The following is a 13,801-nucleotide window of genomic DNA, read 5'->3' on the forward strand; positions in this document are numbered from 1 at the left end:
TGGCCGCCGGCGACGGTGCGCCGACCGCAGGTCACCCCACGCGGAACCCCGCCCTCTCGGGCCCGCCCCGGCATCTCCCCCAGCATTTCCCACAACCGCTGGGCCAGCAGCACGAGTTCCGGGACGAGTGCCGGACGCGAGCGCACGGCTCGGCGAGAGCCGGCCCCGCGACAGAAGAAGCCACGGCTCCGCGAAAGCCGGCCCCGCAACAGCGGAAGCCACGGCTCCGCGAGACCGGCCCCGCGAACACGCGGCGCGGCGGATCCGGACGCCGTGGCCGCCGGCGACGGTGCGGCCGACCGCAGGTCACCCCACGCGGAACCCCGCCCTCTCAGGCCCGGCCCCTCACCCCCGCCCCGGCGTCTCCCCCAGCGTTCCCCGCAACCGCTGGGCCCGTAGCACGAGTTCCAGCTCGAAGCGGCGGTCGGGGTCGTCGATCTCGGCGCCCCACAGTTCCCGGATCTGCCGGAGCCGGTAGCGCACGGTCTGCGGGTGGACTCCCAGGCGTGCCGCCACTTCCGGCGCCCCGCCCCTGGTCTCCAGCCACGCCAGTAACGTCTCGGCGAGCCGTCGGCCGTGGGTCGGCCCGCAGTGGGTCAGCGGGGCGAGGCAGCGCAGGGCGAGGTCGTCGATGAGTTCCTCGGGCTGGAGGAGGACGAGGGCCTCGGTGTGCTCGGTGCAGTACAGGACCTCGCCGACCGGCAGCAGGCCGCGTTCCATCAGGCCCACCGCCGCCTCCGCCCAGCGCAGCGACTTCGCCGCTTCGGCGAGCGGGACCGGCGGGCCGATCGCGCCCGCCCATCCGGTCAGGGCCCGGTGCAGAAGCTCCGGGCGGCCGCCGGCGTCCGGTTCCGGGACGACCATGCGGGGCTGCTCGTACTCCATGTCGAGCAGCACCCCCTGCCCGACCGCCGGGGCGACCGCCTCCCGCGCCGGGCGCAGCAGTACCCCCACGGCGACCTTCTCGGGCAGCGACCAGCCGATGCGGGCGGCGCGCTCGGTGAGGGCTTCGGCGGGGTCGCCGCGATGGTACTCGGCCAGCAGCAGTTCCATCAGCCGGCGCTGCAGGCGCAACCGCTCGCCGGCCTGGCGGGCCGCCGCCTCGGCGTAGCCGCGTACGGACTGGTCGACGAGGCCGTCGAGGTACTGGTAGCCCGCGTCCACCAGTTCGTACATCGCCGGCGGCGGGATCTCCACGCGCTGGCCGATGTCGGCGAAACGGCGCCAGGCCAGCCGTACGCCCATGCGGTAGATCGCCTGGAGCGAGTCGAGGCTGCGACCGCCCAGGCCCTCCCCGCGGCCGAACTCCTGGAAGACGCCGGGGGGTACGGTCGGGCGGCCCTCCGAGTGGTCGGAGTGCTCCAGGTGCTGGACGAAGACCTCGATGGCGCGGCGGATGCCGATGAGGGCCATCGGTTCGCCGGACTCGTCGAGGACCTCGGGCAGGTGCGGGTACTCGCGGCGGATCTCCCGCAGGATCTCCTCGGCGAGCTCGGGCGCCTCCGCCATGGCGACGGCGGCGAACCGGCGGACCTGGATGCGCGGCACGTCGTGCCAGGCCGACCGGGTGGTGACGCTTGCCGGGTGAGGCGTCACGGGTCAACTCCCCTGGCCCGCTTGCTCGTACGTGATCAAGGGGGTGTTGGGCTGGTCGGGCGTCGCTTCGAGCAGCGCGACGACGCCGAGCGCCGCGCCCACGGCGAGTACGGCGCCGAGCGCCACGGCGAGTGCGGCGGCAAGCAGTCTGGACATCGCAGGGTCAGCCTCTCTGTCCGGCTCGATCCGGAGGTCCCACCCCGGCGTCCACCCTGTCCGTCGGCCCCAGTGTCGACAAGACATTGACACTCCGTCAAGGGGCGCCTACGGTTCCCGGCCCAAGGGCCCTGTCGTCACGCTCCCGTCTGCCCCACGGCGCCTGGCACGCGCAGCTGCGGCGTTTCGTCGGTCGCCGACGCTCCGCGTCGACTCCCTCCTCCGCCTTGCAGCTGCACGCACCAGACCCCGCGGGCCCGCCCTCCGGGCGGACGACGGGAGCGTGACGACAGGGCTCAGAGCGGCCCGAACTCCGTCATCCCACGCCCCAGGAGTGCCCGGATGCGCCGTACAGCCTCACCCATCTCTCTGATTCTGCTGGGACTTGGCTCGTTTCTGCTGGTACTGGCGCCCTTGCTGGCCTGGTACGTCGAGCCGCGAGCCGCCGTCAATCCCATCGACATCGACACCACAGCCGTCTACCGCGGTACCGGCAGCGTCTTCGACACCGAGCGTGTCGAAACCGTCCCCGACCAGCGGATCACCGTCACCCAGCGGGTGCGCGGCAACGTCGCGGAAAGCGAGCGCAGCGGCAACGCCGTCTGGGACGTGACGACCACGGTCGACACGGACACCTCGCTGCCGGCCGCCGATCCGCACGACGCGCTGGACTTCGTCCCGCACCGCTGGGTCATGGACCGCAAGACCACCAAGCCGGTGCACTGCTGCCGGGAAACCCCGTACATCGAGGGCGAGGCCTATCTGAAGTTCCCGTTCGACGTGCAGAAGCGCTCCTACCGCTGGTGGGACAACACCCTCGGCTCGACGGTCACCCTGAACTACCGGGGTACCGCGAAGGTTCACGGGCACACGGGTTACCGGTTCACCGGCACGGTCCCGCCGTCGAAGGTCGGCTCCCGGCTGGTGCCGGGCAGCATCGTCGACCAGCCTCAACGGCCGCAGGTGCTGGCCGAGGAGTGGTACTCCAACCACGGCGTCGAGCTGGTCGTCGACCAGGCCACCGGCCGGGTGATCTACGCGCAGACGGGCCCGAAGCGCACGCTGCGGGCGCCGGGCGCGGACGAGGACGCGGTGGTGCTGCTGGACAGCCGGAAGATCGCGTTCACCACGGCGACGCAGAAGGAGGCGGTGCGGCAGGCCGAGCGGGACAGCGGCCAACTGCGCGCGGTGGGCACGACGTTGCCGATCGGGGCGGCGCTGGCCGGATTCGTCCTGGCGGCCGTCGGGGGCGTTTTGGTGGTACGGGGCCGCAGGCGTCCCGAATCCTCCGAAACACCCGATACGTCGAGGGTTCCCGTCACGATGTGACGTGACGTCAGCTCTAATAAAGCCGGAAATTGTCACGTGCGTGAGTAGCCGCGGCGAACGGCGGGGCGAAAACTGTCCACCCCACCCCGAACACAGTCCATCCACACCCACCTCGCAAGAAGCACCCAGGTCCCCCACAGACCGAAAAACCCTCTTCCCCCACGCTGAGTTCCGCACCCTGAGACGAGTTGGAGCACCCATGCCCCAGCACGTGCCATCCCAGCTGCGTGCCCCGGTCCCCCGGGCGTCGCAGCTCCCTCCGGCACTCCCCCCACCGCCGCGCCGCATCGTTTTCCTCGCCCATCGAGATCTGGACAACCCGGCCGCCGGCGGCTCAGAGCTGCTGGTCGACCGACTCGCCGACGGCCTGACCCGGCTCGGCCACCAGGTGACCCTGCTGTGCGGAGGGCCCGCCTCGTACCGTGACTACCGGGTCGTGTCGGCCGGCGGCGAGTTCGGCCACTACCTGCGCGCCCGCTCGGCCTTCACCCGTCAGGTCGGCGACTGCGACCTGCTGGTCGAGGTCTGCAACGGCATGCCGTACCTGGCACCCCTCTGGCACCGCGGCCCCACCCTGTGCCTGGTCAACCACGTCCACACCGACCTGTGGCAGATGCGGTTCGGCGGGCCGCTGGCCCCGGCCGCGCGCATCGGCCGAAGACTCGAACACTGGGCGCTGGCCGGTGCCCAGCAACGGAATCTGCTGGTCGCCGTCTCCCCGTCGACGGCCCACGCCCTGCGCGCGATCGGCGTGGAACGCGACCGCATCCGGGTCGTGCACAACGGCGTGGAGGAACCCGGCCCGCGGGCCGACCGTTCCCCCGAGCCGCTGTTCGTCGCGGTGGGCCGGCTCGTCGAGTACAAGCGGATCGATCTGCTGCTGAGGCTGTGGGAGCGGGTGCGGCCGGTCACCGGCGGCCGGCTGCTGATCGTCGGCGACGGGCCCGAGCGCGAGCGGCTGCAGCAACTCGCCGGTCCCGGTGTGGAGTTCACCGGTCATGTCTCCGAAGCGGAGAAGCACCGTCTGCTGTGCGAGGCCTGGCTGCTGCTGCATCCCTCCGCGGTGGAGGGCTGGGGCCTGGTGGTCACCGAGGCCGCCGCCCGGCAGACCCCGTCGATCGCCTTCGACGTTCCCGGCCTGCGCGACTCGGTCGTGGACGGCGAGACGGGCGTCCTCGCCCACGGCGAGTCGTCCTTCGCTGCGGCCTGGTGCACGCTGGCCCTGTCGGGCCATCGCCGGGAGCTGATGGGGAAGGCGGCGCGCGACCGGGCGGCACAGTACCGCTGGGACCGGACGGTGAAGCAGTTCCGGGCCGTGGCCGCCGAGGCGGTGCGGGGATGGGTGCCGTGACGTCCACTCGCCGTGGCGGAAAGGCCGTCTCACGGGTGTCCGCCCTGCGCGGCTGGTCGCGCGGCTCCCCGCCTCCCTCGGGGGACACTGTGCGGCAGCCGAGTATGAAGGACCCCTCCTTCCGGCGCTCTCTCACCCTCTTCCGTGCCTTCCTGCACGAGCAGGAGGACCCGGAGGCCTGCTACTCACTGCTCGCGCGGGACGCCGTCGACCAGGTGGAGGCCTACGACGGCCCGGTGGCCGGCCGTACGGTCGTGGACGTCGGCGGCGGCAGCGGCCACTTCACCGCCGAGTTCCGGCGCCGCGGCGCGCAGGCCCACCTCTTCGAGCCGGACGTACGGGAGCTGGGCGAGAAACCGCCCGAGGGAACCGTCATCGCCGACGGTTACCTGCTGCCGCTGTCCGACGGGGCCGCGGATGTCACTTTCTCCTCCAACGTCCTCGAGCACGTGGCCGATCCGCAGACCTTCATCAGTGAGCTGGTGCGGGTGACCCGGCCCGGCGGACTGATCTACGTGTCGTTCACCAACTGGCTGTCCCCGTGGGGCGGTCACGAGTGGGCGCCCTGGCACTACCTGGGTGCCGAGCGGGCCCGTGCCCGCTACCGGCGCCGTACCGGAAAGGCCGCGAAGCACACCCTCGGCGAGAACCTGTTCGCCGTGCACATCGGCCCGACCCTGCGGCAGGTGCGCGCCCGCGACGACGTCACGGTCGTCTCGGCGCGCTCCCGCTACTGGCCCTTCCTCGCGGAGACCGTCGTCACGGTCCCCGGGATCCGCGAGGTGGCCACCTGGAACCTCCTCCTCATCCTCCGGCGGTGTCCACCATGACGACGTCCACGGTCCAGGCCCCTCCTCCGGCGGCCGTCCCCACCACCGCGATCATGTCGCGCCCTCCTGAGGGGCCGAGGTCACGGCGCTGGCTGCTGGGGTTCTGGGCCGTGGTGTTCGTGCTGTTCCTGGCGGTCCGTCCGGGCCGCCAGACCTTCGACACCAAGCTCGGCGTCACCACCGACCCGGGCCGGTTCCTCGCCGACCTGGGCCAGCTGTGGCACGACCAGGGCTCGTTCGGCGGGATCCAGGACCAGTACGTCGGCTATGTGTGGCCGATGCTGCCGTTCTACTGGCTGGGCCACGCCGTGCAGCTGCCGGTGTGGCTGATCGAGCGGCTGTGGCTGTCGCTGGTCGTGTCGGTGGCCTTCTGGGGTGCGCTGCGGCTGGCCGAGCGGCTGCGGATCGGCAACGGAACGTCCCGGCTGCTGGCCGCGGTGGCGTACGCGCTGTGGCCGGTGTTCACGATCGTCGTCGGCTCCACGTCGGCCGCCGCGCTGCCCGGCGCGTTCCTGCCCTGGGTCCTGCTCCCGCTCGCCGACGAGCGCTACACCGCCCGCGTCGCCGCCCTGCGCTCGGCGCTGATCGTCCCGTTCATGGGCGGCGTCAACGCCGCCTCGACCCTGGCGGCCCTGCTCCCGGCCGGCCTCTACCTGCTCTCACGCCCGTCCGGCCCGAGACAGCGCAAGCTGATCGCCTGGTGGGCGCCGGGGGTGCTCCTGGTGACGGCCTGGTGGTGGATCCCGCTCCTCCTGCTCGGCACCTACGGCGAGAACTTCCTTCCGTACGTGGAGAGTTCGCAGACCACGACCGAGACCATGTCGGCGACCGAGGCGCTGCGCGGCGCCGGCAACTGGGTCGCCTACCTGCACCTGGTGGAGGCGTGGCTGCCGGCCGGCTGGACGGTGGCGTCCTCGGTGCTCGTGATCCTCTGCTCGGCGCTCGCCGCCGGGCTGGGCCTCGCGGGGCTGGCCCGGCGGGACATGCCGGAGCGGCGCTGGCTGGTGCTGACCGTGCTGACGACCGTACTGGTACTGCTCGCCGGATACGGCGGCGCGTTCGGCGCGCCCTTCCACGGGGCCGTGCAGGACTGGCTGAACGGCGGTCTCGCGCCCTTCCGCAACATCTACAAGTTCCAGGTGGGCCTGGCCCTCGCCCTGGTGCTGGGCCTCGCCCACCTGGTGGGCGTCGCCGCCGAGCCGCGCGGCGCCCGCGAGGTGCGGGGCCGCCGGTTCGCCCCGCTGATCGCGGCGGTGCTCGTCCTGCCCGGGCTGATGTGGCCGTACCTCAACGGCTCGATCCTCCAACCGGGTTCCTTCCAGGAACTCCCCAAGTACTGGCACTCCACGGCCGACTGGCTGGAGAAGTACTCCCCCGACTCGCGCGCCCTGGTCGTCCCGGCCACCGCGCACGGCATCTACACCTGGGGCTCCCCCATCGACCAGCCCCTCGACGTCCTCGCCGAGTCCCGCTGGGCGCAACGCGACTACGTCCCCTTCGGCACCCCCGGCAACCGGCGCGCCATGGACGCGGTGGAGCAAGCGCTGCTCACCGGCGGCGAAGTCCCCGGTCTGGCCGACTACTTGAGCCGGGCGGGCGTCTACTACGTCGTCGTCCGCAACGACCTCGACCCCGACCAGATCGGCAACGTGCCGACCTCGACGGTCAAGCGGACCCTGGAGCAGTCCGGCTACGAGCGGGTGACGGGCCTCGGCCCGCTCATGACGGGCGGCGAGATCCAGCCCGACACCCCGCTCCAGGTCGAGGGCCTGTACCCGAGGCAGCGGGCGGTGGAGATCTACCGTCCCGCGAGCGAGGACGTGCGGCGGCCCGGGCAGGCCGGACTGGCTCCGGTGGCCGACACGGCGGTGGTCTCCGGCGGCCCCGAGGCGCTGCTGCCGCTGGCGGCCGAACTCCGCGGCCGGGCGACCGTGCTGACCGGCGACAACCACCCCGGGCTCGGCACCCCGCCGCTCCAGGTGGTCGGCGACGGGCTGCGTCGCGCGGACACGCGCTTCGGGCTGGTCAACGCGAACACCTCGTACACGTACACCCGCGACGAGCGCAACGCGTCCGGGGCCGCCCAGGACGCCGGTGACGCACCGCACCAGATCCTGCCGGTCACCGGTCAGGACCACCAGACGGTGGCCGAACTGCGCGGCGCCCGCGCGGTCACGGCCTCCTCGTACGGCAACTGGCTGTTCCACCTGCCGCAGTTCGACCCCGTGAACGCCTTCGACGGCAACCCGGACACGGCGTGGACGGAAGGCGTGGCGGGCTCGCCGAACGGCCAGTGGCTGCGGATCGCCTTCTCGGACGACGGGTTCGACATGCCGTCCTCCTTCAAGGTCACGCCGTTGCCGCAGGAGAGCGTGCGGTCGGCGGCGACCCGGGTGCGGGTGGAGACGGAGAAGGGGTCGGTGAGCAGCTTCCTCAGGCCGGACGGCTCCACGCAGAGCATCAAGGCGCCTGCCGGCGCGACGAGCTGGATGAAACTGACGATCACCGACTCGGTGGCCCGGCGGACCGGGCTCGCGGGCGCGGGCTTCGCCGAGATCGACCTGCCGGACGTCCAGGTGACCCGGCTGCTCCGGCTGCCCACCGACGCCGGGAGCGCCGAGAACGCGGCCGCCTCCGCCGAGGTCTTCTCCCTGCACCGCACCGCCGACCCGGCCGGGTTCTCCCCGACGGGCACGGAGGCCGGCCTGCACCGCCGCTTCTCCACGGAGTCGGCGGGGACGTACGAGGTGAAGGCGAGCGCGGTCCCGGTCACCGGGCCCGAACTCGACCGGATGCTGTACGAGATCGCGCCCGACCAGGCAGGCCGTATCACGGCGACCGCCGACTCCACGGCCGCTCTCGGCGCGGGCCTGTCAGCGCGCAACCTCACCGACGGCGACCTGACGACGGCGTGGATCGCGGGCGACCGGCCCACGATCCACCTGCGCTGGCCCGACAAGCAGCCGGTCGGCGAGATCGTCCTGCCCGCCGCGGGCGGCCTGTCCACCCGGCCCACCGAGGTCGACATCAGCTCCCCCGACGGGGCGGTGATCGCCGGCGTCGACGACAACGGCTGGGTCCGCTTCCCGGCGATCACCACGGACCGCCTCGACATCACCATCACCAAGACGGCCCCGATGACCCTGCACAACCCGGTCGCCGACGAGGACCTGCAACTGCCGGTCGGCCTCACGGAGGCGTACATCCCGGCCCTCGACCGCTACCGCACGCCCCAGCCGAAGGCGACGCGTACCTTCTCGCTGCCGTGCGGGGCGGGGCCGGTGCTGGCGGTGAACGGCGAGCTGTACCAGACCGGCGTGAAGGGAACGGTGCGGGACCTGACCGAGCGGCGGGCGGTGGAGGTGACGCTCTGCCAGTCGGGGCGTGCCGACGGCGGGCTGGAGCTGGCGGCAGGCTCGCACCGGGTCGAGGGCGGTGACGCCGGACCGCTCACGCTGACCGACGTGACGCTGACCCGCGGCACGGTCACGGAGCCCACCTCGATCGCGCGTGACCTGCGGATACGGGACTGGCTGGGCGACCAGCGCGCCGTGACCGTCGGCTCGGGCGCCGCGTCCTACTTCACGACGTACGAGAACTTCAACGACGGCTGGAAGGCCACACTGGACGGCAAGGAACTGTCGCCGGTGCGGCTGGACGGCTGGCAGCAGGGCTGGCGGATCCCGGCGGGGGCCGGCGGCACGGTGAAGCTGTCGTACGAGCCCTCGACGACGTACGACGCCGGGCTGATCGGGAGCGGGGTGGCGGTGGTCGCCCTGCTGGGCCTGGTGCTGTGGCGGCGGCACGCCCCCAACCCGGACGACCCGCAGCCGCTGCCGCCGACGCCCGGCCTGTGGCTCGGCACGGTGGCGCTCACCCTGGTGGGCATCGTGATCGCCGGGTGGTTCGCCCTGCTCGTACCGGCGCTGGCGCTCCTCGCGTACCGACGGCACTCGCTCCTCGTACCGATCGCCTTCGTGGCGCTCGCGGGCGCGGGGATCGCGGCGGCGGTGGGGGCCGGGGAGCCGGTGGGCGCGGAGGACGGGGCGTTCGGGCACGCGGCCCAACTGCTCGCGCTGATCGGCCTGTTCGCCGCGCTGGTGAGCGTACGCGAAGGGACCGGGACCGCGACCTCCGGGACACCGGCGACGTCCGGGACACCTGTGGCGTCGAAAGCACCCGCGGCGTCCGAGGCGCCGACGCAGCACCTGCCGCCGGCCGAGGCGAACAAGGGGAGGAACGAACCCGCATGACGAGCACACCGCTGCGCATCCCGTTCCCGGTGGTGGACGAGGTGGCCCGGCACTGTCTCCAGGAGGAGGAGCCGGAGACGGTCCACATCGAGGTGCACCTGCCGGGGCAGCTGGACCCGGCGCGCCTGCGGAAGGCCTTCACCGAGGCGCTGCACCGGCATCCGCGCATCCTCATGCGGGAGGCGGCGGGGCGGTGGTACCGACGCCGCTACGAGTGGGAACTGACCTCCGAGCCGGACGTGGAGGTGGTGAGCTTTCCCGCGCCGGGGCGGGACGCGCTGCGGGACGCGCGGACGCGGGCGCTGGTGGAGGCCCCGCCGCTGTCGGCTTCACCGCCGGTGCGGCTGGAGGTCGTCGAAGGGGCAGGGCCGGCCGAGGGCAGCGAGGCGACGGACGCGGTCGGCGCGGCTGCGGGCGGTCGTGCCGCCGGGGCGGCTCCCGGCCCGCGGAGAGCGGCACCCCGCGAGGGCGGGCAGGCACCCCCACCACCCGGCAGCAGCCCCGGCCGACGCCCCCCGGGCACCGTCCTGTTCCTCACCATCAACCACACCGCCCTCGACGGCCCCGCCTGCCTGCGCGTCCTCGCCACCGCCGCGGAACTGTACGGCGGCAAGGACAACGCCCCGGCGGCCCCGCCGCTGCGCGCTCCCGAACCCCCGTCGCCCCCCGAGAACACCCCCTCCGTCTGGGCCAGGCCCGCCCGCGTGGCCCCCGGCGCCCCCGAGCTCTCGCCCGGCAACGGCCTCCTGGTCACCGAGCTCGCCCTGCCGCACCGCCCCAAGGGCTCCCCGTACACCGTGAACGACCAGCTCATGGTCGCGACGGCGCTCACCCTCTCCCACTGGAACCGGGAACACGGTGTCCGGCCCCGCCCGCTGCGCATCACCATGCCCGTGGACGACCGCCCCCGCGACACGGCCATGCCCATCGGCAACGGCACCCGACTCGTCGAAGTGCCCTTCGCGCCGGAGGAGTTGGACCACCCTCCGATGCCCGACCTGCTGCGCCGCACGGCGACCCGCACGCGTGCCCTCAAGTCCCTCCCCCGTCCGCAACTGGGCCACGGCGCCTCTCTCCTGACCGCCCCGGTCACCCCCGTGGCGTGGCGTGCCGCGCTCACCCGGGGGCTGCGCAGGGCCGCCGCGCCCTGGACGTCGACGACCCTGCTCAGCAACATCGGGCGGATTCCCTACCCGCTGGACTTCGGCGAGGAGGCCGGCCGCGCGCACGCCGTGTGGTTCTCCGCGCCGGCCCGGATGCCCCGCGGGCTCACCGTCACCACCGCGTCCACCGCGGGCCGCCTCCACCTCGCCCTGCGCTGGTCGCGCTCCCTGCTCGGGCACGGCGACGGAGCCCACCTGCGGGACCTCTTCGAGCACTACCTGCACACCACGGAGGCCGGCACATGACCTCTGCCGCGCAACTCCCCAAGGGCCTCCGGGACTTCTACGAGGATCCCGCCGTCCCGGTGGCCTCCGGCACCCCCCGTTCCCTCCGCCAGGCCCGCATGCTGGCATCCGCGCTCGGTACCGGGAGGGCCCGGACGATCCTCGACATCGGCTGCGGCGACGGCACCGCGGCGGCCACCGCCGCGCCCCTCCTCCCCGGCCACCGCATCGTCGGCGTCGACTGGTCCCAGGACGCCCTGAAACGCGCCCGCGCGCACCTGACGTACGCGATCCGGGGCGAACTCAGCGGCAGCGGGCTCCCGTTCGGCACCGGCTCGGCCGACGCCGTGCTGTTCAGCGAGGTGATCGAGCACCTCGTCGACCCGGACGCCGCGCTCGACGAGATCCGCCGCGTCCTGCGCCCGGGAGGCCACCTCATGCTGTCCACGCCGAACCTGGCGGCCTGGTACAACCGGGCCCTGCTGCTGGCCGGCGTCCAGCCCGTGTTCTCCGAGGTCAGCCTGCGGGGCATTCACGGCCGGCCCGGCAAGGAGGTCGTCGGCCACCTGCGCCTCTACACCGCCCGCGCGCTGCGGGAGTTCGTCGGCGCGGCCGGCTTCGAGGTCGTACGGCTCGAAGGCGCCCCCTTCCACGGCGTACCGCGCCCGCTGCGGCCGCTGGACCGGCTGGCCTGTGCCAGACCGTCCCTCGCGTCGATCCTGCTGCTGCACGCGCGAAAGACGTAGGGGGCCGGCGATGTGGTGGGGAGTGGCCGCGGCGCTGCTGGCGAACGTCCTGTACAGCACCGGATTCGTTTTGGAGAAACGGGCGTTGGCCACCCTGCCCGAGGTCAGTATCCGGCAGCCGGCCCGGCTGCTCGCCCTGGTGCTGCGCAGTCCGCTGTGGATCGGGGGCTCGCTCTCGCTCGCCGCCGGTTTCGCCGCGCAGCTCGCCGTGTACCGGACGCTGCCGATCGCCGCCGCTCAGGGCATCTTCGTCTCCGGCCTGGTGCTGCTCGTGCTGCTGTCCGCCCGGCTGCTCGGCGAGGAGACCACCGGCCGCGAACGGTACGCGCTGGGCGCGATCCTCGCCGCGCTCCTGATGGTCGTCCTCTCACTGAACGAGCGCTCCGACACGGTGAGCCAGGAGGCGCCCTACCCGCTGATCCTGCTGGTGTGCGTGCCGTCGCTGGCGGCGGGCGTGTGGCTGTACAACGCCGCCGAGCGCCGCACCCGGCACCGGCACCGCGCACCGACGACGGGCGTGGAGTACGGGGTGGCGGTGGGACTGCTCTACGGTGTCAGCTCCCTCGCGATCAAGGGCATGTCCGGCTACCTCACGTCGAGCGGTCTCGGCGGGGCCGTGGTCGGCGTGCTCCGTTCCCCGTATCCGTATCTCCTGCTCTTCACCGGCGCGTTCGGTCTCGTCCTGTCGCAGGCGGCGCTGCAACGCTGCCGGGCCTCGCTGATCGTTCCCGTGTGCACGACCGTCACCTGCCTGTACACGGCGGTGCTCGGCACGCTCTCGTTCGGCGAGGCGCTGCCGCACGACCCGATCAGACTCGCGCTGCGCCTCGCGGGCATCGTGCTGGCCGTGGCCGTACTGCTGGCCATGCCGAAGCATGACAAGGCGCCCCAACCGCCCCTCGGTGCCAAGGAGTTGACACCCCCGTGAAACCCGACGACCCGCTGCTGAAGATCCTCGCGTGCCCGCTCGACAAGGGGCCGCTGCACCTCGTCCCGCCGGACGGTCCGGCACAGGGCGAGGTCCTCTACAACCCTCGCCTGCAACGGCGTTACCCCATCCTCGACGGCATCCCCCAGCTGCTGCCGGCCTCCGGGGAACAGGTCTCGGACGACGAGCACGAGGAACTGCTGAAGCGGATGTACCCGTGACGGGCCCCGCGCGCACCTTGGCGGCCCGCGTGGCCCCCCACCTGCCCACGCGCCTGGTCGCCGCAGCCGCCCGGGCCGTCTATCCGCGGTTCGAACCGGAGCTGGCGCGGCTGTCCGACCTGTGCCCGCGGGACTGCGGTACGGCCGTGGACGTCGGCGGCTGGTACGGCCCTTGGACCCGGCGGCTGTCCGGGCGGGCGCGCCGGGTGGTGACCGTCGAGCCGGTGCCGCATCTGGCGCGGCTGCTGACCTCGGCGGCCCCGGCGAACGTCCGGGTGATCCAGGCCGCCGCCGCGGACCGCCCGGGCACGGCCCGGCTGTGGCTGCCGCCGGACGACGCGGGCGACCGGGGGGTGTCGTCGCTGGTACGCCGGGACATCCACGGCCGAGCGGTGGACGTCCCCTGCATCACGCTCGACGAGCTGGCCCTGCGTGACGTCGGCTTCATCAAGGTCGACGTGGACGGGAGCGAGCTGGCGGTGCTGCGCGGGGCGACCGGGCTGCTGGCGCGCGACCGGCCGGCCCTGTTCATCGAGCTGGAGTCCCGGATCCAGCCGATCGCGCCGGTGGTGACGTACCTGTCCATGCTCGGCTACGACGGCTGGGTGCTGCCCCGCGACCACTGGGTGCCGCTGGCGGGCTTCCCGCTGGAGGCCCATCAGTCGGTGGCCTCGTACGTCGTCGCCCACGGCCTGCTGCGCCGCGTCCTGCCGTTCCGAAAGCGCCCCCGGTACGTCAACTCGGTGCTGTTCCTGCCGGACGGGCGGCGTCCGGGGCCTCGCCGCGCGGAGCCGGAGGGCGCGTCGGTGTCGAGGGGGCGAGCGCGCGGAGGCCCGAAGGGCTGAGCACGGTCGTCCCCTCGACACCGACTATGGCGCCCGGAGGCGGAGCACCGAAGAAACGAGGGGAGCCGGAGGGCGCGTCGGTGTCGAGGGGGCGAGCGCGCGGAGGCCCGAAGGGCTGAGCACGGTCGTCCCCTCGACACCGACTATGGCGCCCGGAG

11 protein-coding genes are annotated in these 13,801 nt (G+C 73.2%); 9 read left to right on the forward strand and 2 right to left on the reverse strand.

The annotated features are described in order from the left end of the window. Positions 1-345 precede the first annotated feature (345 nt). Both ACZ5XS_RS27760 and ACZ5XS_RS27765 read right to left on the reverse strand, forming a co-directional pair. Positions 346-1,596 (reverse strand): PucR family transcriptional regulator, encoded by a 1,251-nt coding sequence (locus ACZ5XS_RS27760; RefSeq protein WP_468655737.1) that lies wholly within the window; start codon positions 1,594-1,596, stop codon positions 346-348. A gap of 3 nt (positions 1,597-1,599) precedes the next feature. Then, a complete protein-coding gene (locus tag ACZ5XS_RS27765) occupies positions 1,600-1,752 on the reverse strand; it encodes a hypothetical protein (RefSeq protein WP_217240508.1) in 153 nt (50 codons plus the stop codon). Between the two features lie 342 nt (positions 1,753-2,094). Between ACZ5XS_RS27765 and pgfA the strand changes: the two genes are divergently transcribed. From pgfA to ACZ5XS_RS27810, 9 genes are all read left to right on the forward strand, one after another. After that, positions 2,095-3,081, forward strand: coding sequence for a cell envelope lipid trafficking protein PgfA (gene pgfA, locus ACZ5XS_RS27770; RefSeq protein WP_468655739.1), 987 nt, complete (start codon positions 2,095-2,097; stop codon positions 3,079-3,081). A 199-nt stretch (positions 3,082-3,280) separates the two neighbouring features. After that, positions 3,281-4,432, forward strand: coding sequence for a glycosyltransferase family 4 protein (locus tag ACZ5XS_RS27775; protein WP_217240506.1), 1,152 nt, complete (start codon positions 3,281-3,283; stop codon positions 4,430-4,432). 104 nt (positions 4,433-4,536) lie between these two features. Continuing rightward, positions 4,537-5,262 (forward strand): class I SAM-dependent methyltransferase, encoded by a 726-nt coding sequence (locus ACZ5XS_RS27780; RefSeq protein ID WP_468655827.1) that lies wholly within the window; start codon positions 4,537-4,539, stop codon positions 5,260-5,262. Then, positions 5,259-9,515, forward strand: a complete 4,257-nt coding sequence (locus tag ACZ5XS_RS27785; RefSeq protein WP_468655742.1) for a DUF3367 domain-containing protein — start codon at positions 5,259-5,261, stop codon at positions 9,513-9,515. The genes ACZ5XS_RS27780 and ACZ5XS_RS27785 overlap by 4 nt, the downstream gene beginning before the upstream one ends. Continuing rightward, positions 9,512-10,924: a condensation protein gene (locus ACZ5XS_RS27790; RefSeq protein WP_468655744.1), complete on the forward strand. Its 1,413-nt coding sequence runs from the start codon at positions 9,512-9,514 to the stop codon at positions 10,922-10,924. Before ACZ5XS_RS27785 ends, ACZ5XS_RS27790 begins: the two co-directional genes overlap by 4 nt. Beyond that, the gene (locus ACZ5XS_RS27795; protein WP_468655746.1) at positions 10,921-11,649 is read left to right on the forward strand and encodes a class I SAM-dependent methyltransferase; all 729 of its coding nucleotides are present in this window, start codon (positions 10,921-10,923) and stop codon (positions 11,647-11,649) included. Before ACZ5XS_RS27790 ends, ACZ5XS_RS27795 begins: the two co-directional genes overlap by 4 nt. 22 nt (positions 11,650-11,671) lie before the next feature. After that, the gene (locus ACZ5XS_RS27800; protein ID WP_468655829.1) at positions 11,672-12,577 is read left to right on the forward strand and encodes a DMT family transporter; all 906 of its coding nucleotides are present in this window, start codon (positions 11,672-11,674) and stop codon (positions 12,575-12,577) included. Beyond that, positions 12,574-12,798: a Trm112 family protein gene (locus tag ACZ5XS_RS27805; RefSeq protein WP_468655747.1), complete on the forward strand. Its 225-nt coding sequence runs from the start codon at positions 12,574-12,576 to the stop codon at positions 12,796-12,798. Before ACZ5XS_RS27800 ends, ACZ5XS_RS27805 begins: the two co-directional genes overlap by 4 nt. Further along, positions 12,795-13,643 (forward strand): FkbM family methyltransferase, encoded by an 849-nt coding sequence (locus tag ACZ5XS_RS27810; RefSeq protein WP_468655749.1) that lies wholly within the window; start codon positions 12,795-12,797, stop codon positions 13,641-13,643. Before ACZ5XS_RS27805 ends, ACZ5XS_RS27810 begins: the two co-directional genes overlap by 4 nt. The last annotated feature ends 158 nt before the right edge of the window (positions 13,644-13,801 follow it).

The sequence above is a fragment of the Streptomyces sp. NPDC033131 genome (assembly GCF_055578365.1).

What these genes read in the sequence shown, in the direction of transcription:
- ACZ5XS_RS27765 (WP_217240508.1), bottom strand. Translation starts at nt 1,752, where the DNA reads ATGTCCAGACTGCTTGCCGCCGCACTCGCCGTGGCGCTCGGCGCCGTA.
- pgfA (WP_468655739.1), top strand. Translation starts at nt 2,095, where the DNA reads ATGCGCCGTACAGCCTCACCCATCTCTCTGATTCTGCTGGGACTTGGC.
- ACZ5XS_RS27775 (WP_217240506.1), top strand. Translation starts at nt 3,281, where the DNA reads ATGCCCCAGCACGTGCCATCCCAGCTGCGTGCCCCGGTCCCCCGGGCG.
- ACZ5XS_RS27780 (WP_468655827.1), top strand. Translation starts at nt 4,537, where the DNA reads ATGAAGGACCCCTCCTTCCGGCGCTCTCTCACCCTCTTCCGTGCCTTC.
- ACZ5XS_RS27785 (WP_468655742.1), top strand. Translation starts at nt 5,259, where the DNA reads ATGACGACGTCCACGGTCCAGGCCCCTCCTCCGGCGGCCGTCCCCACC.
- ACZ5XS_RS27790 (WP_468655744.1), top strand. Translation starts at nt 9,512, where the DNA reads ATGACGAGCACACCGCTGCGCATCCCGTTCCCGGTGGTGGACGAGGTG.
- ACZ5XS_RS27795 (WP_468655746.1), top strand. Translation starts at nt 10,921, where the DNA reads ATGACCTCTGCCGCGCAACTCCCCAAGGGCCTCCGGGACTTCTACGAG.